This window comes from Rhodovulum sp. 12E13 (assembly GCF_003340565.1).
Lineage (GTDB): Bacteria > Pseudomonadota > Alphaproteobacteria > Rhodobacterales > Rhodobacteraceae > HLUCCA09.
This window is the reverse complement of the sequence record NZ_QPLK01000037.1, coordinates 1-22,010: the sequence shown is the minus strand read 5'-3', so window position 1 is coordinate 22,010 and position 22,010 is coordinate 1. Positions and strand designations below refer to the sequence as shown.

Below are 22,010 nucleotides of genomic sequence, written 5' to 3'. Positions count from 1 at the left end.
CGGCTGTAGCGTTTCACCCATGGCGTGCTCCGAGGGCTGCTGTCGGACTTGGTGTAGCAACTTGATTCTACAGAGCTTTCGCGGGCACGCCAGCCATTACCCCCGATTTCGATGAATAAGGCGGGATCATAGAACAGTCCATCGCAGATGCGTCCATCCTCTGCCACGGGGCAGAGCGTCACCGTATTCTGGCGCCACTCGGGCCATTTGCGGCGGATACTCGCAAGGGCGGGATCGAGTTGGTCCGGCAGGTTCAGGCGGGCCAGCCGACGGACATCCGCGCTGACTTCTGAGAGCTGGCAGCTATCGGCATCCCAGTCGCCGCCACTCCACGGAGAGAGATCGGGGCGAGCGAGAATCAACTTTCGCTGCTCCCGTCCAAGACGCGTAGGAAACTCCCCATCGCTGTCGAAGCCTGTCGCATCGCGGTAGGGTCGCGTGAAGTCCAGCAGATTCTGCTTTGCGAGGGTACGTTCCGCCTTTTCAGATCCCAGCCTGTCCAGCTCTGCGTCCTGCAAGGGAGCAGGAACCTCGCCATCGTGCTCCGCCGCCTCGACGAGAGCCCGGAGCTGCGACGGCGCCTCAATCCGACCGGCGGCAAAGAGCGCTCCTGCGCCTCTCCACTGCACGTCGAGCGGATAGACCCAGGCGCCCCGATCGAGCACGTCCGCCAGCCATCGCTTGTCGTCGACAACACTCGGATCGGGAGAGAGCACCTGTAGCTCAGGCGATTCGAAGGCACGACTTTCCGCAGGCCGCCGCGCCATATGCCGCCAGAGCCGACCTGCGCGCTGTATCAGAGCGGGCACCGGGGCGAGGTCGGATATCATCAGGTCAAAATCGAGGTCGAGGGAACTCTCCACGACCTGCGTGGCGACCAGGACCTTACCGGGGCGATCGAGCCGGTGCTTTCCGAATGTCGCAAGCACTTCGCTCTCTATGCGGAGGCGGTCACACAGCGCATACCGCGCATGTAACAGGGCTACATCAATCTTCCTTTCCCTCAGTGCCTCGAAAGCGTTGATGGAATCGTCGACGGCATTGCGGATCCAGACCGCGGCCGCGCCTTTCGCTGCAGCCTCGGATATGCTCTCAAAGGCCGCGTTCTCGCTCTCCACCCGAGTGACGGTCACCGTCCCGCGTGGTCCGGTCTCCTGGGGAAGATCCGTGATCTCCTCGCCCCCGGCGACTGAAAGAGCCGGATACGCGTCGGTCTTGGGCGGCGGCGCCTGCCAGGCTGCGAAGAGGCGGCTCCGCTGGGCCTTGGGGAGGGTCGCCGTCATCAGGATCGCCGACCCCCCGTTTGCGCGATGCGCTTCGAGCAGCCGACCAACGCCTTCGAGAATGTAGGGGGTTCCCAGTTCGTGAACTTCGTCGACGATCAGAACCTTGCTTGAAAGCGCGAAATGCCGAAGCGGCGCATGGCGCGTGGGAAGAACAGACAGGAGGGCCTGGTCGATTGTTCCGACACCCACGGTAGCGAGCAAGGCCCTGCGGCGGTCGTCCGCCAGCCAGGTCGTGCAGGTAGGCGAGTCCTCGCCCCGTGCCTCCGCCCCAATGAGTGCCCGGAACGCTTCGGACTGACGCGCCCGACCATGAGCGAGCGCGAGTGTCGGTCTGCCCGCATAAAGTTTTCCCAGTATCTCCGAAGTACGTGCAAACATCGCATTGGCTGTCGCCATCGTCGGCAAGGCGATGTAAATTCCATCGCCTTTGCCTTCGGCCAACATGCGCTGTGCCAGGATCAGGGCGGCCTCGGTTTTTCCGGCGCCTGTCTCGTCCTCGATGAGCGCGAGGGCCGGGCCCCGAGGCAGCGCGACCTCGGCCGCGCGCTGTTGCATCGGCCGCGGCTTCCATGAATGCGGAAGAAGCGCGGCCCTGCCGACTGAAGGGCGCCTCAGCCCCGCCTCGTCGAGAGCGATCTCAGCACGGGCGCGCGCTGTCTCCAGATAAGTTGCGAAGGACGGACCGGGTGCGCATGGGGGAAAGAAGTCCGCACTGGATCCCAGCCAGTCGGCCGCGGCAATGAATCCGGGTAACCACCAAGTCAGTGCAGTTCGATCACACGCTTCTGCGATCGGTGATGCGTCAGGCCACAGCGCAATCAGTGCCACGACTGCTGCACGCGCTTCGCGGCTTGCCTCATCGCCAACCGCAAGGCGCATCCTTGGAAAGTCCTTGTTCTGGGTCTGCGGCGGGCGACCGTGGTGACCGGCGATCGCGGCATAGAGATCCCGGCGCGATCTCTTTCCCTCACCCCCAAGCACCGACGCGAGCAGGTCGTCGTTCTCGCGCAGGAGGTACTCAGATATTTTCCAATGACTGAAGCTTTGAGGTTCCCCATCGCGTAACATTGCACGAAAACTTGCGCTGAACTTGCCGAGATCATGAAGCGCTGCACAGAGCGCCAGAGCATTTCGCCGAGGCTTGTCATAAGCCAATTTCTCGGCAACTGCTCCAACATCAATCATATGGTAGATTGCTGGATGCTCAATCGCGCCGGGAAATGGTGGGCTTTTACCCGGCCAGTCAAGAACAGGTGGGGGATAATTGTCAATCACTCTTCAGCCTTCAAGTGTCCAGTTCCAGATGACCACATAGGCCCTCGCTGTCGGATACTACTCAGATCAGGCTCGATCCTGAAGTAGATTCGGGACGGGTGGCAACCACGCTGATCGCTCGTCACAAAAGAAAACGACGCCGAAGATCAGAGTAGCCATCCAGGCGAGCGACGAACCGGCATGGGGGCTGGCGCCGCGAAAATGGGAGGTCGGCCGCAGGCGGTGGCTCACGTTTGGTATTCGGCCTGAACATTCCGGCCGCGACGCGCCGGCTGATCGTCAGCGCCGTGCGGCTGTCCGGCCGTGAGGGCGTAGGGCTCGGGCGTCTCCATCCGCATGGCGACGCGGGCGCCCGCCGCTTGCCATCCCTCGCCGAGCAGCCTCGCGTAGCTGCTGCGCGGAAACGCGCAGGATGCGTGGCTGTCGTGCACCGCCGCTATCGTGGCCTCGAGGATGGCCCCAGCGGCCGTAATGCGCGAACCCGCCCGGCACCGAACGACCGGCTCCGCGACCCTTCCGATGCCGGCGCGGGTGACCGGCTGGAAAATATTCTCCATCCCGCTTCGTGTCTGTGCCGCCTGGCCAATATCGCTGTCGAGGCCCGGTGCGGACGGGCTGCCTTGACGCCGGTCGACCGAGGGCCGGCCTGCGAGATGCGGACGCCGCGTCGGCGGTGCTCCGGCCACATCGGGGCCGAGGGCCTCGGCCTGCGGAGCCTGTCTCGCAGATGGCGCGGGACGCGCGCCATCCCTTGAAGCGCCCGGCATCCCGCCGGGGGCATGCCAGGGAGGCAGACCATGCACCGTCCGAACAGGCGAGACCCGCATTCCATCCAGGATCGTGCGACGCGGGCAGTCGCGGCACACCGCGCGCTGATCGCGGCGAGCCGGGAGAACCTTTCCGCCCTTCCCATGGTCGACCGGGTGCCGCTCGCCCGCGTCCTCGCCGAGCTCGACCGGCGCGGGTGCTTCGAACCCGACGTCCTCGGTACGGCCGACGCCGTCATCGCGCGCCTGCAGGCCGCCATGGCCCGGGCGGGCGGGGCGCCGGTCCGGCGCTGGACGGAGCAGGGCGAGGGGTACCTCGTCGGCGGCACGGAGACAGGGCGCCGGATCGGCTGCATCCGCGACGCGCTCCGTCGGTTCCAGCGCGAGGCGCAGGCCGTCGCCGACCGGCTCGAGGCGGAAGCACAGCTGGCCCGACGGCGCGCGGCCGCTGCCGGCGACGGTGTCGCGGATGACGGCGCCTGAGGCGGTCCCGCCAGGGCGTCCGCCGCGGGCCGGTTCGGACTCTCTCCGGGCTGCCGAAATTTTTCTTCGGGGCCCCTTCTGGGCCGCCTGACAGGCCAAGAACAGAACGCAATGAAAACAGCACCTTGCTCCGTGAGGGAGTCAGTTTCCCAGACGATCCGCCTTCGCCATGGGCGTCTCCAGATCCCGAATATCGCAGGACCGAATTCGGAGGTGACAGACCCGGCCACGATCAGGATCCGCCCGCCCCGGGGAGCGCGGCCCGCCATGACGCGGGCGGCACCGGGGAGAGGATCAAGGGCCAGACCAGTGCACGCAGACAGCAGAGGTAGCGCCGGCACCGCGTGACGCCGGCGGGCGGCCCAGGCCGCCGAGGACCCCACACCCACAACAGAAGAGACGACGATGCATCAGACATCGAATGGCGGCATGTCGCTGCCCCAGCCTTCCATTGCCGGACGGAACGTCGCGAAGCGTTCGAAACGGCATTTCGTCGGCCATATCGTCGGCAACGACGGCGCCGTCCCCGGGACCGGCAATTTCGGCGTGAGCCCCGGCCGGGTCATCCAGACCGAGAGCGACCTGGAGAAGAAAACGGCGCTGATCCTGGGCGCCCGGCCGGACACGGCGCTGCTCGAGGAGCAGGTCAGGTTCGAGTACGGCACCCGCCAGGTCCACTTCTTCGATCTCCGGCTGACCCGGACGGATGGCCGCTGCACCGCGATCTCCGTCAAGATGACGAAGTATCTGCCCAAGCATCTCGAGGAGATGCGCCCCATCGCGGCGGAAGTGCAGCCCGATTTCGCCGACGCGGTCCGTATCTGGACGGAGCGCGACGTCGACCCGGTCGAGTTGTACAACGCCAGGCTCTTCCACGCCATGCGCGAGGCCGATCCCGAGGCCGACATCGCCGCGGAGACGGTCGTCGCGCCGCTGCTCGGCGCCGTCCCCATCCGGGATCTGACCGATCGCATCGGCCTCGGGGCGCGGGGCTTCCGCGCCCTGGTCCGGCTGCTCGCGCAGGACCGCCTTCGCCCGATCCGCCATGAGCGCATCACCCCCGCAAGCCTCGTTCGTCGGAAGGAGACCGAGCAATGAACGCCCCCGCCCCCGCATTCGTCCCCCGCCTGGCCTTCGCGCGCGACGACGAGATCGTCATCGACCGCATTCCGTTCCGCCCCGTGAGCAGGAACACCGAGGGCTGGATCCTCACCCGCATGTCCGGCGAACAGATCGCCGAGTGCTTCACCCACGCGCAGCTCAGCCGGCTCGCCGCGGAAGGCGCGATCGTCCACAACCGCGGCAAGTACAGCCCGGAGGGCGCGCTCGGGGTGCTGTCGGCCACGACCCTCGACCCGATCTCGGCGCTCCAGCGCGACGTGCAGGACAGGGTCAGGGTGCGCGCAGCCTTCTGCGAGGCGTTCCTCGAACTCGAGCGCGAGGGCGCCGTCCAGCGGACCTACGGGTCGATCGAGGCGAAGGTCCGCAAAATCGAGGAGAAGGCGAAGGCCTTCCTGCAAGACCACGTATGCACCAGGAACGGCCCGACGAAGCGCAGGGCCCACAAAAAGAAGGAGGCGGGATACCACGCGCCCCATCCGCGGACGCTGTTCCGGTGGGTCGGGAACTACGAACGCGAGGGGCTGTCCGGCCTCGTCGACCGCTGGGAGCGGAGCGGCAACCACACCAGCAAGTTCTCGGCGGAGGTGATGGGGCCGCTGATGGAAGAGGTCCGTCGCTTCGCCTCGCCGCAGTGCCCGACGAAGAAGGTGATCTTCCAGAACGTCCGGAACCGCTTCAGGGTCGAGAACCAGAAGCGCGAGGCCGAGGGGCTGGCTCCCCTGCCCGTGCCGTCCCGGGAAGCGGTGCGTCGCGCGATCGGCAAGCTCGACCCGTTCCATCTCGATATCGCGCGCCTCGGTCTCGAGGCCGCGCGTCGCCGCCACCGGCCGGTCAAGACCGGGGTCGAGGTCACGCGGCCGCTCGAGCGCGTGGAGATCGACGAGTACGAGATCGACCTGTTCACGCTTCTGTCGTCGATCGGCCTGCTCGACCTGATCGACGACGAGGACAGGATGCGCATGGGCCTCGACGGGTCCACGCAGCGCTGGTGGGTGTCCGCCGCGCTCTGCGCCGCGTCCCGCTGCATCGTGGGCCTGCGGCTCACCCGGGCACCCGGCTCGGCGAGTTCCATCGAGACCCTGCACATGTGCACGCTCGACAAGGGGCAGTGGGCCGACGGCGTCGGCGCCCTCAGCCCCTGGCACATGGCCGGCACGCCCGAGGAGGTCGTCACGGATACCGGGCCGGCGTTCAAGGCCTTCGCGTTCCGCCAGGCCGTCGCCGATCTCCGGGCCGGGCACTCGCTCGCGATCGCCGGCGAGCCGCACCTGCGCGGTCGCATCGAGCGGGTATTCCACACGATGGCGTTCGACCTGCTGCCGCGGCTCTCCGGCCGGTCCTTCTCCAATGTCGTGATGCGCGGCGATTACGACTCCGAGGGGCAGGCTGCCCTCACGCTGGACGATCTCGTGGTCGCGCTGGTGCGCTGGGTCGTCGACATCTACCACAACTCGCCCCACGAAGGCCTCGAAGGCAGCACGCCGCTCGAGCGCTGGACCGAGCTGGTCGAGACCTACGGCGTCCTGCCGCCTCCGGACCTGCGCAGGCGCCGCCTCGTCTTCGGGACCAGGCTCGAGCGCACGGTGGGCCGCAAGGGCATCCGGGTCTTCGGCATCTGGTACCAGTCCGAGGAGCTGCAGCGCTGGCGCATGCACGCCCACGACAAGCGCGTGAAGGTCCGCTGGTACCGCGAGGACATCGGCGCGATCGAGGTCGAGTTCGGCGGCGAATGGCGCGCCGTTCCGTCGCTCTTGCCCGGCCTCGACGGCGTCCACGCGAATGTCTGGCTCGCTGCGGCCCGACGCCTGCGCGCGGCGAAGAAGGCCGGGCAGAAGGCCAGCGACGAGATCGTGCTGAAGGCCATCCGGGACATCGAGGCGCTCGATGCCACCGCCCGGGCGCGCGTCAACCTGGTGGCCGAGGACTGGTCGGCGGCGCGCCTCGAACGCGAGGAGAACAACCTCCTCGTCGGCTTCGACGTGGGCGGCGAGACGACGGCCGCGCCTCAGGCGCCGTCCGGCGACGATCTGGGCATCCCCCTGGAGACGGCGGCGGACAAGACCGCCGGTGCGAGCGCCGGGGCGGACGCCCGTGAGAAGGCCGGGGCGCCCGCTGGTGCGCCGGAGGGGGCACCCGCCCCGCACGCGCCGGAGGGTGCACCCGCCCCGGACGCGGCCGAGGCGACGCCGCCGCACCGGGCGAAGCGCCAGCCGGGCTCCGGCTTCCGGATGGAGGACTGAGCCATGGCAGACGGCAATTCGGTGTCGGCGATCATCGCCGACCTCCGGTCCAGGTACGTCTTTTCGGAGCGGGATGACGCCATGCGGCGTCATCTCCACCGGCGCCTGGCGCACGACGACGCGGGCGCCCCCCTCGCGCAGCCGGCGCTTCAGCGCAGCGGGGAATCCGGCGGGATCATGGTCACCGGCCCGTCCGGCGCGGGCAAGAACTGGCTCATCGGAAAAGCGATCGAGCGGACCCCGGCGCTCGGGGTCGGCACCGCCGCCGAGCTCCTGGACCGGACCACGGACGGCCCGCTCACCTGCCTGTTCGTGCGCGTGCCCAGCCCCGCGACGCTGAAGAGCCTCGGCCTGACGATCATCAAGGCTTGCGGCCTTCCGGTCGCCAGGCTCCCGGCGGAACGGTGGGCGATCTGGGATCTCGCGCGGATCCGGCTGAAGACGCGCGGGGTCGTCGTGCTCTGGATCGACGAGGTGCACAACCTCTTCCGGACAGGGGCCGATCGCGACGTCCGGGAGATCCTCGACGCCTTCAAGAGCCTGATGCAGGGGGGCGACGAGGCCGTCGTCCTGATCCTGTCGGGAACCCGGCTTCTGTTCGACATGACGAAGATCGACCCGGAAACCAGCCGGCGTCTGACGAAACTCCACATGCCCGTCCTCTGCGACGCCGTGCATGGCGACGAGCTCCGGGGCCTGATCGAGGCCTATTGCGCCAAGGCCGGGCTCGAACCGCCCGACCGCGGCGATCTCGTCGGCCGCCTGATCCACGGCGCGCGCGGCGCGTTCGGCCGCTGCCTCGACATGACCATCAACGCGATCGAGGAGGCGCTGACCGAGGGCCACCGCCAGCTCGACATCCAGCACTTCGCCGACGCCTTCGCCATGCACGAGGGCTGCGACCCCGAGGGCAACGTCTTCCTCGCCCCGAGCTACGCCGACATCGAGCTCGACCTTGACCCCGACCGAGACCCTGACCCCGAGCCGTCCGGGACGCGCAAGCGGCCCGCAAGGAAGGAGACCCGCCCATGAGCCGGCTTCACCCCCATCTGCCCTTCGACCCGGAGGAGACGCATCTCTCCTTCGCGGGCCGTCTCGCCGCCCTCCACATCGAGGGCCGCGTCCAGCCGTTCCTGGGCTGTCTCGGGATCGACCCGATGCGCTATGTCGCCGGCGCCGAGGCGGAGGTCCGCACGCTCTGCGAGCTCGCCCGGGTCGACCCCGAGCCGGTCCTCGCGAACGTGCCCCGCAAGGTCGCGAAGCGCCGGTACCTCCTGCGCGGAGACCCGATCTCGGCCGAGGTCCTGTCGCGGCCGGCCACCGTGTTCTGTCCGCTGTGCCTGCACGAAGACGACGTCGCGCGGGCCGCGGGCGGCCCGGGCCGCAGGGGCCGGTTTCTCTGGAGCCTCTCGGTCGTGCGGACCTGCCCGGTCCATGGGCTGCCGCTCCTGCGCCGCGAGAAATCCCGCTGGTCGGACGAGTTCCAGGAGCTCGACCTGCGCGTGCCCGAGCGCGGCGCCGCGCTGGAGGCGCTCGCCGCCGGTCTCGCGCCCCGGTCGATCTCGCCGCTCCAGGCCTACGCGACCGCGCGGCTGGCCGGGGAACCCGGGCCGGCCTGGCTCGACAGCCAGACGCTGGACCAGGCCGTGCGCGCGACCGAGATGCTGGGCGTGGTGGTCGCGTTCGGCGCGAAACCGAACCTCAAGCGCTTTACCCAGGACGACTGGGACGCGGCCGGACGCGCGGGTCATGCCTACACCGCGCGCGGCGAGGCCGGCATCCGCGAGGCGCTCGACACGGTCCACGCCGCCTATACCTACCGGCGCAGCAGGCCCGGCCCGCAGGCGGTCTACGGCCGCCTCTACGAATGGCTGGCCTACGGGAATGGCGACAAGGATCCGGGCGACATCAAGCGGATCCTGCGCGAGGCCATCTTCGACACGATCGCCTATCCCGCCGGTGCGACGGTGCTCGGCCACACGCTCGAGCGGCGGCGGCTGCACACGACCCGGTCGCTCTCGGAGGAGACGCGCGTCGATGCCCGTACGCTGTGCAACGCGCTGCTCGCGCGGGGCCTCATCCGGAAGGGCGAGTACGAGTACCACCACGCCTTCGACGCGGAGGAAGGCGCGCGCATCGCCGACGCGATCGGGGCCGCGATCCTGGTGATCAATGTCCCCAAGGCCCTGGGCTGCGGCCGTCCCCTCGCCGACGACCTGATCCGCGAGCGCGTGCTGCCGCAGGTCGCGATGGACGCGCTCAGCGCCGGCGGGCGCCTGCGCAAGGCCGTCCCCGAAGCCGCCGTGGACGCGCTCCTGGAGAGGGTCCGCGCGGCGGCAGCGCCGGTCGACCGTGCAGAGCCCGGAATGGTCCCGATCGCCAAGGCCGCCGAGAAGGCGCGGGTGCGGGGGATCGACATCGTCCACCTGATCCTCGGCGGGTTTCTGCGTCGGGTGCAGCGGCTGCGGGCCCCGGACGGGATCGCGGGCCTCCTGGTCGACCCCGCCGAGGTGCGCGAGGCGGCGGCCCGCACGCTGGTCGGGATCTCGGCCACGGAGGCCTTCGGCATCCTGAAGATGCCGCCGGCATCGATCTGGGCGCTGGTCGACGAGCCGGAGGAGGAGGCCACCATTCCGGCGATAACGATAGAGGGAGAAAACGGGTCGTACCGGTTCCACCGGTTCCGCCGGGAGGACCTGGAGGCGTTCAAGGCGGACTTCACGACCGTGCCGCGCATCGCGGAACAGGCCGCGCGCGAGTTCAAGCTCGAGGAGATCGGCCGTCGCCTCAACTCCGCCGGGGTGAAGCCCGTCTTCCGAAAGCGGGACCTCGGAATCCAGCTCTACCGGATCGCCGACCTGCCCGCGGCGTTCCGCACCCCGTAGACGTCACCGCGCGCACGGAATACCGGCACGGACGAGGCGACCGGCACCGGGCGGCAGAGGTCGTGTGCACAGGGTTCCCTGATGCACACGGCCCACCGTCGGCCGTCGGAGCCGCCCGGCCGCGCGCCGCGCCGTCCACAATGCGAGCAGGGTGCGATGCCGACGCGCGAGTTTTCGATCGCAGCGGCCGCACTGACGAGGGCCGGCCATTCCATCCGGGCGGCATGCGCGAGGGCGCGGCCGAGGCAGGCTCACGAGTTCTGTGCCACGTCGGTACCGACGTGAGTGCACAGACATAAAGGAGAAGACCGACCGCCCGCAGGTCGTCGGCATGCACACCACCCGGGCGCTCGATCAACTGAAGACAGGCGGTTGGAGGATCGGGGAGCGGAAACGCCAAGTGGCGGCGCGTGCGCCGCGACCCAGCAATGACCCACATTATGCCGACGACATCAGTCAGTCGAACCTGTCCGCCTGAGCCTGCCAGTTTCGACCTCTGCGACGGAGGGGGTCGCGAGGTCGAACAGATCGCGCGTCGAGCAGTACCCGTCGCCGCCCATCCGCCCGACTGCGTCGAGGCGCCGGGCGTCGGAGTAATGCGTGTCGAGGTCAATGATGTCCTCGCGGACATGGGCCATCTCGATCCGCCCGAGAATGATCTCGCGCGCGCCGCTGACCGCGATGGAGACATGACGCCGGCACTCGAACGCCACCGGCGCTTCGGCGATGCGCGGGCAATCGATCATCGTGCCGGGAACGGCAGCGAGGCCGGCCATGGCGAGCTCGTCGGTCTCCGGTTCGAAGCCTGCGGCGGTCGCAGACATCGGGACGAGGTTCGCCATGTCGCAGATGTTGACCGTGAAGACCTCGGTACGGCGGATATTCCAGGCGGTATCCTTGAATCGCCCGTCGGGCTTGTTCTCGATCCCGAGCGCGAGAATCGGGGGATCGGCGGACAGACAGTTGAAGAACGAGTAAGGCGCGGCATTGGCGACGCCTTCGGGCGAGACGGTTGTGACCCAGGCGATCGGACGCGGCACCACCGTGCCGATCATTACCTTGTAGGCCTGCCGTTCGGTGAGATCGGCAAAGCGGATCGCATGATGGGTCATTGGGCCAGTTCCTTGCCGTAGCGGGACAAGATCGACGCGACCGTGTCGGGCGTCCGATCAAAATCGGCGCGATCCGCGACGGCGCCGAGATGGTGATCCATCAGGGCGATGGCCGCTTCGGCGTCCCGTGCGCGCAGGGCGGCGATGATCTGGGAGTGCTCATCGACGGCACAATCGGTCGAATGCGTGCGCGCATACATCGCCATGATGAGCGAGCAACGCTGCACGACCTCAATGACGTAACGCGCAAGCACGGCGTTGCCGCTTAGCTCGGCCAGAAGCGTGTGGAATTCGCCCGCGAGCCTGATCGATACCGTACCGTCCCTGCCTCTGACCGACTGCTCCGCCCGGACATGCGCTTCGAGCTGGTCGAACCCGGCCTCGGGCATCCGCTCGACGACCTTGCGGACCACCTCCGTCTCGAGGCAGCGCCGAACCTCAAAGACCTGGCGCGCCTCTTCCAGCGTCGGTTCGGCGACGAAGGCGCCCCGGTTGCGACGCGTGACGACCAATCCCTCGCTTTCCAGTCGCACAAGCGCTTGCCGCACGATCGTACGACTGACGCCGAACTGCTCGCCGACCGTATCCTCGGGCAGCCGCATCCCGGGCTTCAGCGCCTGCTCGATGATGGCGCGCCGCAGCAGGTCATGAACGGTGCGCGAGTTGGTGCTCTTGTCGTGATCGCTCATGCCCAACCGATGCCCTCAAAGTGTGCGTTTTCGCAAGATGTACTCACCTTGGACTTCTGAATGGATACAATTTGCTTGCAATGTCAAGCGAGTCCGGGCAGTGAGGACGACAGATCGTATTCAATTATTATATCAAATCCGACCCACCGACTGTCAGCAGGGAGACTACCCATGACCCACCGAACCCTTCTGCTCGCCACGGCCGCAGCCGGCATCCTTTCGGGGCCGGCCGTCGCCCAGAACGTGCTCGACTGGGGCGCGAACCGGGATATCGGCTCGCTCGATCCCTATTCCTACGGCGACAGCTTCACCATCAACGTGCTCAATCACGTCTACGAGGGCCTTGTCCGGTACAACCGTGACCTCGAGATCGAGCCGGCGCTGGCGACGTCGTGGGAGATCCTCGATGACCAGATCACCTGGCGCTTCACACTCCGCGAGGGGGTGACCTTCCACAACGGGAACCCCTTCACCGCCGAGGACGTGCAGGCCTCGCTGGAGCGGGTCAGCCACGAGACGTCGCCGCTCAAGGGCAACCTGCCGGCCTATGTCTCGTCCGAGGTGGTCGACGACCTGACGATCGACATCACCCTGAACGGCACCTATCCGCTACTGCTCAACGACCTGACGAACATTCATATTTTCGACAAGGAATGGCTTGTCGAGAACGGAGCGGAGTTGCCCACCGACATCGGCGCAGGCGTCGAGGGCTTCGCCACCTACAATGCCAACGGCACCGGCCCGTTCATCGTCGAGAGCCGCCAGCCCGACGCGCAGACCGTCTTCACGGTCAATCCAGAATGGTGGGATGAACCGGCCCACAATCTCGACGGCTTCGTGCTGCGCCCCGTCGGGTCGCCCGCGACGCGGGTGGCGGCGCTGTTGTCGGGCGAGATCGACTTCACCAACGACGCGCCAGTGCAGGATCTGCCGCGGCTCGAGGCTGCGCCGAATGTCGAGGTGCTCGAGGGGGTCGACCTGCGCACGGTGATGATCGGCTTCCCCTTCCGCGAGACCCTTGTTTCCGGCGAGCCGAACCCCTTCGCGACGAAGGAGGTGCGCGAGGCGCTCTACAAGGCGATCGACCTCGAGTTGCTTCACGAGCGCGTCATGCGCGGAAAGAGCCGGATTGCCGGGGCCACGGTCGCGCCGCCGATCCCGGGCTACAGCGAAGATCTGGATACGATTCCTGCATACGATCCAGAGGGCGCGCGCGCGCTCCTGGACGAGGCCGGCGTGCCCGAGGGGCTTGAGTTCGAATTTAACTGCCTGTCGGACGGGCTCGTGAACGAAGAACAGTTCTGTCAGGCCATCGCGTCGATGTGGAGCCGCATTGGGCTGTCGCCGCAGCTCGACGTCGCCCCCCGCGCGGTGCAGACGCCCAAGCGCACCAACGGCAATACCGACATCTACACGCTGGGCTGGGCGACGCTGCCCATGCTCGACAGCTACTCGCCGCTGCTGCAGATCTTCCACAGCAAGGAAGGGAATTCCGGCGTCTTCAACTGGGGCGGGTGGTCCTATCCCGAGCTCGACGCGCTGGTGCAGGAGGCGGGCCAGGAGCTCGACGTCGAGACCCGTCTCGACCTGCAGAACCAGGCGCTGCGCATCGTCAAGGACGAGTACATCATGCTGCCGCTGCACCAGCAGCCGATGGCCTGGGCTGTCACCGACAGCGTCACCGAGATGCCGCTATTCCCTGACAACAAGCCGCGGCTCTGGTTCGCCCGCATGAACGGCGACAGCTGACGCCCACGCCCTCTTCCAACCCTCCGATCCAGACGGGGCCGGGCGTTTCGCCCGGCCCCGCCCTCGCCAGGGAGATCGCCGCAGTGCTCGCCTTTCTCGTCAAGAGAACAGCCAACGCCGTCTTCGTGATGCTCGCCGTCGCGTTCCTCGCCTTCCTGATCTTCCGCTCCTTCGGAGACCCGGTGGAGATGATGGTGAACGAACAGGCCACGCAGGCCGAGCGCGCCGAACTGCGCGAGCGATTGGGCCTGAACGATGGCTTCCTCACGCAGTACGTCCGCTTCGTGACAAACGCGGTGCAGGGCGATTTCGGCATCTCCTACCGCAACCAGCAGGACGTGATGGTGCTGATCGGCGAACGCTTCCCGGCGACGCTGGAACTGGTTCTGGTCGCGACCGTGATCTCGCTCGTCGTGGGCATTCCGCTGGGGGTGATCACGGCCATCCACCGCGACAGCCGGCTGGCCGGCATGCTGCAGCTCGGGTCGATCGTCGGTGTGTCGCTGCCGAGCTTCGTCGTCGGCATCCTGCTGATCCTCGCGTTCTCGGTCACGCTCGGCTGGCTGCCGGCCTTCGGGCGGGGCGAGACGGTCGATATCGGTTGGTGGTCGACGGGGCTGCTGACGCCGTCGGGGCGGGCGGCGCTGGTGCTGCCGGCGATCTCGCTGGCGACCTTCCAAATCACGCTCGTGATGCGCCTCGTGCGCGCCGAGATGCTCGAGACCCTGCGGACGGACTACGTCAAATTCGCCCGCGCGCGCGGCGTTCCGCGCGGGCGCGTTCACTGGGTGCACGCCTTGCGCAACTGTCTGATGCCGGTCATCACCCTGACGGGCATGCAGATCGGCAATCTCATCGCCTTCGCCCTCGTGACCGAGACGGTGTTCCAGTGGCCGGGCATGGGGCTGCTCTTCATTCAGGCCGTGACCTTCGTCGATATCCCGGTCATGGCCGCCTACCTGCTGCTTGTCTCCTTCATCTTCGTGACGCTGAACACAATGGTCGACGTCACCTATGCCTGGGTCGACCCGCGCCTGCGCGACGACACCGCCGAGGTGGGAGGCACGAATGGCTGACCGGTCCGAGCGCATGGCGCAGGCGCAGCCGCTCACGCACGCGGCGGCGGTGCTTCCGCCGGAGCCGGGGCTCTGGGCGCGGATGCGCGACAGCGACCTGTGGCACTCCTTCCGCGGCCACCCGAGCGCGATCTTCGCCGCCGCGCTTCTTGCGGTGCTCACGCTGACGGCGATCTTGGCGCCCTGGATCACCGCGCAGGATCCCTACGACCTCGCCGCCCTTCAGCTCATCAATTCCGAGATCCCGCCGATCTGGAATCCGGCGGGGCAATGGCCCTACCTCCTGGGCACCGACGTGCAGGGGCGCGACATCCTGTCGGCGATCCTTTATGGCTCGCGCATCTCGCTGGTGATCGGCTTCGCCTCGGTGATCCTCGCCCTCGCCGTGGGGCTGAGCCTCGGCCTGATCGCCGGCTATTTCGGCGGCTGGGTGGACAACGTCATCATGCGGGTGGGCGACGTTCTGCTGTCGATGCCGTTCATCCTGATCGCGATCCTGATCTCGGCCATGGCCGGCGCCGCCCTGCCGCCTGGGCTGCGCGACGTGCTGGCCGCGCCGATCCTGATCGTCGCCATCGCCGTGCCGTCCTGGGTGCAATACGCCCGCACGGTGCGCGCCTCGGCCATGGTCGAGCGCAAGAAGGAATACGTGCAGGCGGCCCGTCTGATCCGGGTGAAATCCTGGCGCGTCATGCTCCACCACATCCTGCCCAACACGCTGACCCCGATCATGGTCGCCGCGACGCTCAATTTCGGGCTCGCGATCCTGTCGGAGGCAACGCTGTCGTTCCTCGGTGTCGGCATGCCGCCCGACCAGCCTTCGCTCGGGACGCTGATCCGGATCGGCAACCAGTACCTGTTCTCCGGGCTGTGGTGGATCGTCGTGTTTCCGGCGGTGCAGCTCTGCCTGATCGTGCTCAGCGTCAACATGATCGGCGACTGGCTGCGCGACGCGCTCAACCCCAAGCTTCAGTGAGACCATGACCGACCTGATCCTGCGCCATGTCCGCCCGATGGGCGCCGCCGTCACCGACCTCGCCGTAGCAGGAGGGCGCTTCGCCGAGACCGCGCCGGCCGGTGCCGAGGTGATAGACTGTGGCGGGCGCATCCTGATCCCCGGGCTCGTCGAGGCGCACACCCATCTCGACAAGTCGCTGCTGGGCCTGCCCTGGTATCGCAATGAGGTGGGGCCGCGGCTGATCGACAAGATCACGAACGAGCGCGAGGTGAAGGTCTCGCTCGGCCTCCATCCGCAGGTGCAATCCGAGCGGCAGGCAATCCAGTCCGTGGGCTACGGAACGACGCACATCCGAAGCCATGTCGATGTCGACACCCATCACGGCCTGGCCGGGGTGGAGGGCGTGATGGCCACCCGCGAGAAGCTCGCCGGCCTCGTCGAGATCGAGATCGTCGCCTTCCCGCAATCAGGCATGATCACCCGCCCTGGCACGGTCGAGCTGATGGACGCGGCGCTGGAGATGGGTGTGGAAGTGGTCGGCGGCCTCGATCCCTGCGGCATCGACCGCGACCCGCGGGCGCATCTCGACGCGATCTTCGGCCTTGCCGAGAAGCACGGCAAGCCCGTCGACATCCACCTGCACGAGCAGGGTGCACTCGGCTGGTTCTCGATGGAGGAAATCCTGACGCGCACGCGTGCCCATGGCATGCAGGGCAAGGTCACCGTCAGCCACGCCTTCTGCCTTGGCGCGCCGGAGCGCGCGCAGGTCACCGCGCTGCAGGAGCAAATGGCCGAGGAGCGCATCCACGTCGTCACCACCGCGCCCGCCGCGACGACCGTACCGGCGGTGAAGGAGCTGCGAGCGGCGGGCATCCTCACCGGTTCGGGCTCGGACGGCATCCGCGACACATGGGGCCCCTACGGCAACGGCGACATGCTGGAGCGCGCGATGTTCATCGGGCTGCGCAACAACCTGCGCCGCGACGACGAGGTCGAACTGGCGCTGCATATCTGCACCCAAGGCGGGGCCGAGATCATGGAGATCGAGGGTTACGGCATCGCCCCAGGCTGCTTGGCCGATGCCGTACTGGTAGAGGGCGAGACGCTGGCCGAGGCGGTCGCCAGCCGCGCGCCCCGCAAGCTCGTGCTGAAGGGCGGCCGCGTCACCGCGCGCGATGGCCTCTGCGTGGTCGCCGCACCATGACGCGCACGCTGCTGACCGCGCGCTGGGTAATCGGCTACGAGGACGGCGCGCATGTCGTCCACGAGCACGGCGCCGTCCTTATAGAGGGCGACCGAGTGGCGTATGTCGGGCCCGTGCCCGCGACGGACGCGCAGCGGATTGACTACGGCGAGGCGATCCTGTCGCCCGGCTTCGTCGATCTCGACGCGCTGTCCGATCTCGACACCACGATCCTCGGCTTCGACAACTTCCCCGGCTGGAAGAAGGGGCGGGTCTGGCCGGACAGCTACCTCGAACGTGGCCCCTACGAGATGTATTCGCCTGAGGAGCTCGCCTTCCAGAAGCGCTTCGCCTTCGCCGAACTCATTCGCAACGGCATCACCACCGCGCTGCCCATCGCCTCGCTGTTCTACCGCGAGTGGAGCGAGACGGTCGCCGAGTTCGACGCCGCCGCTGACGCGGCCGAAGCCCTCGGCCTGCGCGTCTATCTCGGGCCCGCCTATCGCACCGGCGGGCAGGTGGTGGACGCCACCGGCACCATCCGGGCCGTATATGACGAGGCGCGCGGGCTGACCGGTTTGGAGGACGCCGCCGCCTTCGCCGCGCGCATCGACGGGCGAGCCGGCGGCCGGATCCGGGCCATGTTCGCGCCAGACCGGATAGAGACCTGCACCAAGGCGCTGCTGCGCCGCACGGCCGCGCTGGCCGGCGAGATGGGGGCACCGGTGCGCCAGCACTGCCTGCAGTCGGAGACCGAGCTGGGGCTGGTGCGCGACCAGCACGGCTGCACCCCGATCGAGTATCTGGCCCGCGAGGGCGCGCTCGGCCCGCTCTGGCTTCTGCCCCATGGCACTCATGCCACCGGCGCCGATTTTGAGACGATCCGCGACGCCGGCGCGAGCCTCGTGCACTGCCCGCTCGTCTCGGCCCGGCATGGCGGGTTTTTGCGGTCGCTGCCGCGCTGCCTGTCGATGGGGCTGACCGTCGGCATGGGCACCGACACTTGGCCGCCCGACATGATCCTCAACATGGCCCTGGGCGTCACGATGGCGCGGATCGCCGATGGGCCGGAGTCGGTCCGCTCTGAGGCGCTCTTCGACGCCGCGACGCTGGGCGGGGCCCGGGCGCTGGGTCGTGACGACCTCGGCCGTCTCGTGCCGGGCGCGAAGGCGGACATCGCCGTGATCGACCTGTCGGCGGCGCTGCAGACACCCGACCCCGTGCAAACGCTCCTGACCTCCTGTTCGGGGCGCGACGTGCGCGACGTCTGGATCGATGGCCGCCGCGTGATGCGAGACCGTGAGATTCCCGGCGTCGACACCGCCTCCGACCGCTCCCGCGCGCAGGCGCAGTTCGATCGCCTGATCGCACAGTATCCCGAGCGAACGCTCGGGCATCCGCCGCTGTCGGAGATCTTCGTGCCGAGCTACCGGAGGAGGACGCATGACCGACACCGTTCTTGACGTGCGCGACCTGCGCGTCGAGTTCCCGACGCGGCGTGGCTTGCTCACCGCGCTCGACGATGTCTCGCTGTCGATCCGGCGGGGCGAGATCCTCGGCGTCGTGGGCGAGAGCGGCGCCGGCAAGTCGATGACCGGGCTCGCCATCCTCGGCCTGCTGGAGCCGCCGGGCCGGATCGCCGGCGGCGAGATCCACCTGTCGGGCGACCGCATCGACACCCTGCCCGAGCGTGCAATGGAGGCGGTGCGCGGCCGGCGCATCGGTGCGATCTTCCAGGATCCGCTGACCTCGCTCAACCCGCTGTTCCGCATCGGCGACCAGCTGGTCGAGACGATCCGCCTGCACACCGCGCTTAGCCGCGACGAGGCGCGCGCCCGCGCCCTGTCGCTGCTGAAGGAGGTCGGCATACCGGCCGCCGAGGACCGCATGGACAGCTATCCGCACCAATTCTCGGGCGGCATGCGACAGCGCGTAGTGATCGCGCTCGCGCTCTGCGCCGAGCCCGAGTTGATCGTCGCGGACGAGCCGACCACGGCGCTCGACGTCTCGATCCAGGCGCAGATCACCGCCTTGCTGCGCCAGCTCTGCACAGAGCGCGGCACCGCCGTGATGCTCGTCACCCACGACATGGGCGTGATCGCCGAGACGGCCGATCGCGTGGCGGTGATGTATGCCGGCCGCGTCGCCGAGATGGGGCCGGTGGACGAGGTCGTGCGTCGCCCGCGCCATCCCTACACCGCGGGACTGATGGGCTCGATCCCCAGCCTGCGCAAGGATGTCGAGGAACTGCGCATGATCCCCGGCTCCATGCCGCGTCTCGACGCGGTACCGCCAGGGTGCGCCTTTAACCCGCGCTGCGGCGAGGCCGGCCCGCGCTGCCGGCGCGAGGTGCCGCGTATCGCGGGGCCGGGCGCGGCCTGCTGGCTCGAACGGGAGGGAGGCACCGCATGACCCGAACCGACGCGATCCTCGAGGCCGACGCGCTGGAGCGGCGCTTCGACGTGTCGGCCCCGTGGCTGAACCGGGTGCTGGAACGCCAGCCCCGGCGCATCCTGCGCGCGGTCGACGGCGTCGATTTCCGCATCCGCCGCGGCCGGACGCTCGCGCTGGTGGGCGAGTCCGGCTGCGGCAAGAGCACCATCGCCAAGCTGGTGACCGGCCTCTACCCGCCCTCGGGGGGCCGGATCCGCTTCCACGGCGACCGGGACCGGATGCAGATGATCTTCCAGGACCCCTATGCCTCCCTCAATCCGCGCTGGCGGGTCGGCCGGATCGTGGCGGAGCCGATCCGCACTCTACGCCCCGAGACCGGCGATGCCGAGGTCGAGGCGCGCGTGGCCGATCTGCTGGCGACGGTCGGACTGTCGCCGGGGGACGCCGTAAAGTTCCCTCACGCCTTCTCCGGCGGGCAGCGGCAGCGCATCTCGATCGCCCGGGCCCTGGCCGGCGAGCCCGAGTTCCTCGTCTGTGACGAGCCCACATCGGCCCTCGACGTCTCCGTTCAGGCGCAGGTCCTGAACCTGATGAAGCGGCTGCAGCGCGAGTTCGGCCTGACCTACCTCTTCATCAGCCACGACCTCTCGGTCGTGCGCCACATGGCCGACGAAATAGCCGTGATGTATCTCGGTCGCATCGTCGAGATTCAGCCGACCGCCGATCTCTTCGCCCGGCCGTTGCACCCCTACACGCGGATGCTGCTGGAGACGATCCCCGACCTCGAGAGCCCGAACCGTGCGCGCAAGCCCATGGGCGGGGAGGTGCCCTCGCCGGTGGCACCGCCCGCGGGCTGCAGCTTCCACCCGCGCTGCCCCCTTGCCATGGACCGCTGCCGCAGCGACCGGCCCACCCGGCGCCCCGAGATCCTCGGCGGGCGCGTCGCCTGCTTCGCCGCCGAAGGGGCGACCGCCCGATGAGCTACGACGAGACCTTCATGCGGCGCGCGATCGAGATCTCGGCGCAGGCGCTCGAGACGCCCGGCACCGAGCCCTTTGGCGCTGTCGTCGTGCGCGACGGCCAGATTGTGGGCGAGGGGATCAACCGCTCACGGATGACCCATGACCCGACCTCGCACGGCGAGACCGAGGCGATCCGCGACGCCTGCCGCAGGCTCGGGACCGTCGATCTGACGGGGTGCGATCTCTACACCAGTTGCGAGCCCTGCGCGCTCTGCGTCGCGGCGATGGAGATCGCACGGATATCGCGGCTCTACTACGCCGCCGACATGGCGCAGGCCGGGGCCATTCTCGGCCCCTTGCCGGAAGAGGTCAGGTTTCCGATCGATGTCGACGCGCTAACCCAAGCATGCGCCCACCCCGTGGACGATCGGCGGATGCCGTCGGCCCAGACGCTTGACGCCGAAGCCGCCGATATCCTCGACCGCTGGGCGACACAGGCCGTCACGCGCCATCGTGGCGAGGTTATGCCGGGGCAGCCATGATGCCGGAGGGGGCTTGCCCAGACATTCTGCTGCTCAACGCAAACACCGACACTGCGATGACGACGCGGATGGTCGCCGCGGCCCGCCGCCTGCACGACGGATGCCGCGGCGCCACGATGGCGAATGGCGCGACCTACATCTCGGACATGGCCACACTTGGCAAGGCCGCCTCGGCCATCCAGCGACGTGCGGGCCATCTCGTCGCGGAAAAACGGCCCGATGCGCTCGTCGTCGCCTGCTTCGGCGACCCGGGAGTGCACGCGCTGAGATCTGAGCTGTCGTGTCCGGTCGTCGGAATGGCGGAAGCGTCCTGCCACCTTGCCTGTCAGAAGGGAGGCAAGTTCGGGATCGTGAGCGGGGGGCGGGCTTGGGGCCCGATACTTCAGCGCTTCGTCGCGGAGATCGGGCTCGCCTCAAGGCTGAGTGGGATCCATACTATCGATCCGACTGGCGACGCGATCGCGCGAGACCGCGCGGCGGCGCGCGCTGAGGTCCACCGCGCCGTGGTCGAAGCGGCGGCCTGCGGAGCAGACGTTGTCGTGATTGGCGGAGCAGGTCTCATCGGTTTCGCCGACGAACTCCGGGATGAATTTGCCGTTCCGTTGCTTGACTCTCTTGACTGCAGCGTGAGCCAGGCTCTCGCGTTGGCACTGTTGGAGCGGCACGCGTCAAGGCAGTGCCGTTAGATCATGCGCTTCACGCCCGTCGACGCGAGCGGTCCCGAAAGAAGCCGCTGGCGCGGCACTGGCGTCCCGGGGTGATGTAACGCCCCTCACCCGTCCCGATGTGCCTTACGGAATGCAGATTCCCTTCTACGTATTTGATTAATATATACTAATTAGACAATGGTATCAGGTGAAAACGGCGGAAGCGATCCATATAGCTCGGCCGGTGCACCCCCCGGATCTGCCCGCGGAGGGCAGGCCCCGGCCCGGCCTTGGCGGGTCTTCCGGAGCCCGGCCGTCCCGCTCAAGGCGCCGGCGTTCCCGCAGGACGAAACGCAGAGGATGCGCCTTTCGGCCTGCGGGCCGCGAAGGTAACGCCCGGCCCGGAAGGGGTCGGCCGGGTGGCGTACGAGACGTTGAACAAGAAGCACCCCGCAGATCTCGGGGCCGACCGGCTCGCCGAGCTCCTTCTGCAGGCGGTGGAGGGCGACGCGGCGCGCAATCGGCCGAGACCCTGTGCCGATGGGAGCAGCGGTTTCGCATCATCGACGCGCAGGGAAAGCGCAAATATCTGCTCGGTCGCGGCACGCCGTGGCGCCTGCCCGACGGTGGCACCGAATGG

The 22,010-nt window shown here is 68.3% G+C and carries 18 protein-coding genes and 1 pseudogene; 15 read left to right on the top strand and 4 right to left on the bottom strand.

The features are described 5' to 3' along the window. Positions 1-2,561 (bottom strand): CRISPR-associated helicase Cas3' (cas3, locus tag DLJ49_RS19120; RefSeq protein ID WP_199533445.1); only part of this gene is annotated, 2,561 nt, incomplete at its 3' end. A gap of 227 nt (positions 2,562-2,788) precedes the next feature. Further along, entirely contained in the window at positions 2,789-3,118 is a 330-nt protein-coding gene (locus DLJ49_RS19115; RefSeq protein WP_115395126.1) for a hypothetical protein, read from the bottom strand. Between the two features lie 240 nt (positions 3,119-3,358). Here DLJ49_RS19115 and DLJ49_RS19110 point away from each other — a divergent pair, with 240 nt between their 5' ends. The 5 genes from DLJ49_RS19110 (at position 3,359) to DLJ49_RS19090 (ending at position 10,058) form a co-directional block, all read left to right on the top strand. Further along, positions 3,359-3,811, top strand: coding sequence for a hypothetical protein (locus tag DLJ49_RS19110; protein ID WP_147277356.1), 453 nt, complete (start codon positions 3,359-3,361; stop codon positions 3,809-3,811). A 405-nt stretch (positions 3,812-4,216) separates the two neighbouring features. Continuing rightward, positions 4,217-4,909 (top strand): PDDEXK family nuclease, encoded by a 693-nt coding sequence (locus DLJ49_RS19105; protein WP_115395124.1) that lies wholly within the window; start codon positions 4,217-4,219, stop codon positions 4,907-4,909. After that, entirely contained in the window at positions 4,906-7,173 is a 2,268-nt protein-coding gene (locus tag DLJ49_RS19100) for a Mu transposase C-terminal domain-containing protein (RefSeq protein ID WP_115395123.1), read from the top strand. The genes DLJ49_RS19105 and DLJ49_RS19100 overlap by 4 nt, the downstream gene beginning before the upstream one ends. Positions 7,174-7,176: 3 nt before the next feature. Beyond that, positions 7,177-8,205 (top strand): AAA family ATPase, encoded by a 1,029-nt coding sequence (locus DLJ49_RS19095; protein WP_115395122.1) that lies wholly within the window; start codon positions 7,177-7,179, stop codon positions 8,203-8,205. Continuing rightward, positions 8,202-10,058 (top strand): TniQ family protein, encoded by a 1,857-nt coding sequence (locus DLJ49_RS19090; RefSeq protein ID WP_115395121.1) that lies wholly within the window; start codon positions 8,202-8,204, stop codon positions 10,056-10,058. The genes DLJ49_RS19095 and DLJ49_RS19090 overlap by 4 nt, the downstream gene beginning before the upstream one ends. 452 nt (positions 10,059-10,510) lie before the next feature. On the opposite strand, the gene DLJ49_RS19085 is transcribed toward DLJ49_RS19090, so the two are convergent. After that, positions 10,511-11,170: a flavin reductase family protein gene (locus tag DLJ49_RS19085; RefSeq protein WP_115395120.1), complete on the bottom strand. Its 660-nt coding sequence runs from the start codon at positions 11,168-11,170 to the stop codon at positions 10,511-10,513. Then, on the bottom strand, positions 11,167-11,859 hold the full coding sequence (locus DLJ49_RS19080) for a GntR family transcriptional regulator (protein WP_115395119.1): 693 nt from the start codon (positions 11,857-11,859) through the stop codon (positions 11,167-11,169). Before DLJ49_RS19080 ends, DLJ49_RS19085 begins: the two co-directional genes overlap by 4 nt. 171 nt (positions 11,860-12,030) lie before the next feature. On the opposite strand from DLJ49_RS19080, the gene DLJ49_RS19075 reads away from it, so the two are divergent. From DLJ49_RS19075 to DLJ49_RS22585, 10 genes and pseudogenes are all read left to right on the top strand, one after another. Further along, on the top strand, positions 12,031-13,608 hold the full coding sequence (locus DLJ49_RS19075) for an ABC transporter substrate-binding protein (protein ID WP_115395118.1): 1,578 nt from the start codon (positions 12,031-12,033) through the stop codon (positions 13,606-13,608). A gap of 83 nt (positions 13,609-13,691) precedes the next feature. Beyond that, positions 13,692-14,684: an ABC transporter permease gene (locus tag DLJ49_RS19070; protein ID WP_115395117.1), complete on the top strand. Its 993-nt coding sequence runs from the start codon at positions 13,692-13,694 to the stop codon at positions 14,682-14,684. Then, entirely contained in the window at positions 14,677-15,660 is a 984-nt protein-coding gene (locus DLJ49_RS19065; RefSeq protein WP_233489279.1) for an ABC transporter permease, read from the top strand. The genes DLJ49_RS19070 and DLJ49_RS19065 overlap by 8 nt, the downstream gene beginning before the upstream one ends. Before the next feature lie 4 nt (positions 15,661-15,664). Continuing rightward, entirely contained in the window at positions 15,665-16,846 is a 1,182-nt protein-coding gene (locus DLJ49_RS19060; RefSeq protein ID WP_115395116.1) for an amidohydrolase family protein, read from the top strand. Then, the gene (locus DLJ49_RS19055) at positions 16,843-18,288 is read left to right on the top strand and encodes a chlorohydrolase family protein (protein ID WP_115395115.1); all 1,446 of its coding nucleotides are present in this window, start codon (positions 16,843-16,845) and stop codon (positions 18,286-18,288) included. The genes DLJ49_RS19060 and DLJ49_RS19055 overlap by 4 nt, the downstream gene beginning before the upstream one ends. Further along, the gene (locus DLJ49_RS19050) at positions 18,269-19,237 is read left to right on the top strand and encodes an ABC transporter ATP-binding protein (RefSeq protein WP_115395114.1); all 969 of its coding nucleotides are present in this window, start codon (positions 18,269-18,271) and stop codon (positions 19,235-19,237) included. Before DLJ49_RS19055 ends, DLJ49_RS19050 begins: the two co-directional genes overlap by 20 nt. Further along, entirely contained in the window at positions 19,234-20,199 is a 966-nt protein-coding gene (locus DLJ49_RS19045; protein WP_115395113.1) for an ABC transporter ATP-binding protein, read from the top strand. Before DLJ49_RS19050 ends, DLJ49_RS19045 begins: the two co-directional genes overlap by 4 nt. Continuing rightward, positions 20,196-20,723 (top strand): nucleoside deaminase, encoded by a 528-nt coding sequence (locus DLJ49_RS19040; protein WP_115395112.1) that lies wholly within the window; start codon positions 20,196-20,198, stop codon positions 20,721-20,723. The genes DLJ49_RS19045 and DLJ49_RS19040 overlap by 4 nt, the downstream gene beginning before the upstream one ends. Then, entirely contained in the window at positions 20,720-21,409 is a 690-nt protein-coding gene (locus tag DLJ49_RS19035; protein ID WP_115395111.1) for an aspartate/glutamate racemase family protein, read from the top strand. Before DLJ49_RS19040 ends, DLJ49_RS19035 begins: the two co-directional genes overlap by 4 nt. 380 nt (positions 21,410-21,789) lie before the next feature. After that, a pseudogene (locus tag DLJ49_RS22585) lies at positions 21,790-22,010 on the top strand (hypothetical protein); the annotation flags it as partial.

Bases quoted from the DNA above. Each gene is read 5' to 3' on its own strand.
- DLJ49_RS19115 (WP_115395126.1), bottom strand. From the start codon at position 3,118: ATGGAGAATATTTTCCAGCCGGTCACCCGCGCCGGCATCGGAAGGGTC.
- DLJ49_RS19110 (WP_147277356.1), top strand. From the start codon at position 3,359: ATGCACCGTCCGAACAGGCGAGACCCGCATTCCATCCAGGATCGTGCG.
- DLJ49_RS19105 (WP_115395124.1), top strand. From the start codon at position 4,217: ATGCATCAGACATCGAATGGCGGCATGTCGCTGCCCCAGCCTTCCATT.
- DLJ49_RS19100 (WP_115395123.1), top strand. From the start codon at position 4,906: ATGAACGCCCCCGCCCCCGCATTCGTCCCCCGCCTGGCCTTCGCGCGC.
- DLJ49_RS19095 (WP_115395122.1), top strand. From the start codon at position 7,177: ATGGCAGACGGCAATTCGGTGTCGGCGATCATCGCCGACCTCCGGTCC.
- DLJ49_RS19090 (WP_115395121.1), top strand. From the start codon at position 8,202: ATGAGCCGGCTTCACCCCCATCTGCCCTTCGACCCGGAGGAGACGCAT.
- DLJ49_RS19085 (WP_115395120.1), bottom strand. From the start codon at position 11,170: ATGACCCATCATGCGATCCGCTTTGCCGATCTCACCGAACGGCAGGCC.
- DLJ49_RS19080 (WP_115395119.1), bottom strand. From the start codon at position 11,859: ATGAGCGATCACGACAAGAGCACCAACTCGCGCACCGTTCATGACCTG.
- DLJ49_RS19075 (WP_115395118.1), top strand. From the start codon at position 12,031: ATGACCCACCGAACCCTTCTGCTCGCCACGGCCGCAGCCGGCATCCTT.
- DLJ49_RS19065 (WP_233489279.1), top strand. From the start codon at position 14,677: ATGGCTGACCGGTCCGAGCGCATGGCGCAGGCGCAGCCGCTCACGCAC.
- DLJ49_RS19060 (WP_115395116.1), top strand. From the start codon at position 15,665: ATGACCGACCTGATCCTGCGCCATGTCCGCCCGATGGGCGCCGCCGTC.
- DLJ49_RS19055 (WP_115395115.1), top strand. From the start codon at position 16,843: ATGACGCGCACGCTGCTGACCGCGCGCTGGGTAATCGGCTACGAGGAC.
- DLJ49_RS19050 (WP_115395114.1), top strand. From the start codon at position 18,269: ATGACCGACACCGTTCTTGACGTGCGCGACCTGCGCGTCGAGTTCCCG.
- DLJ49_RS19045 (WP_115395113.1), top strand. From the start codon at position 19,234: ATGACCCGAACCGACGCGATCCTCGAGGCCGACGCGCTGGAGCGGCGC.
- DLJ49_RS19040 (WP_115395112.1), top strand. From the start codon at position 20,196: ATGAGCTACGACGAGACCTTCATGCGGCGCGCGATCGAGATCTCGGCG.
- DLJ49_RS19035 (WP_115395111.1), top strand. From the start codon at position 20,720: ATGATGCCGGAGGGGGCTTGCCCAGACATTCTGCTGCTCAACGCAAAC.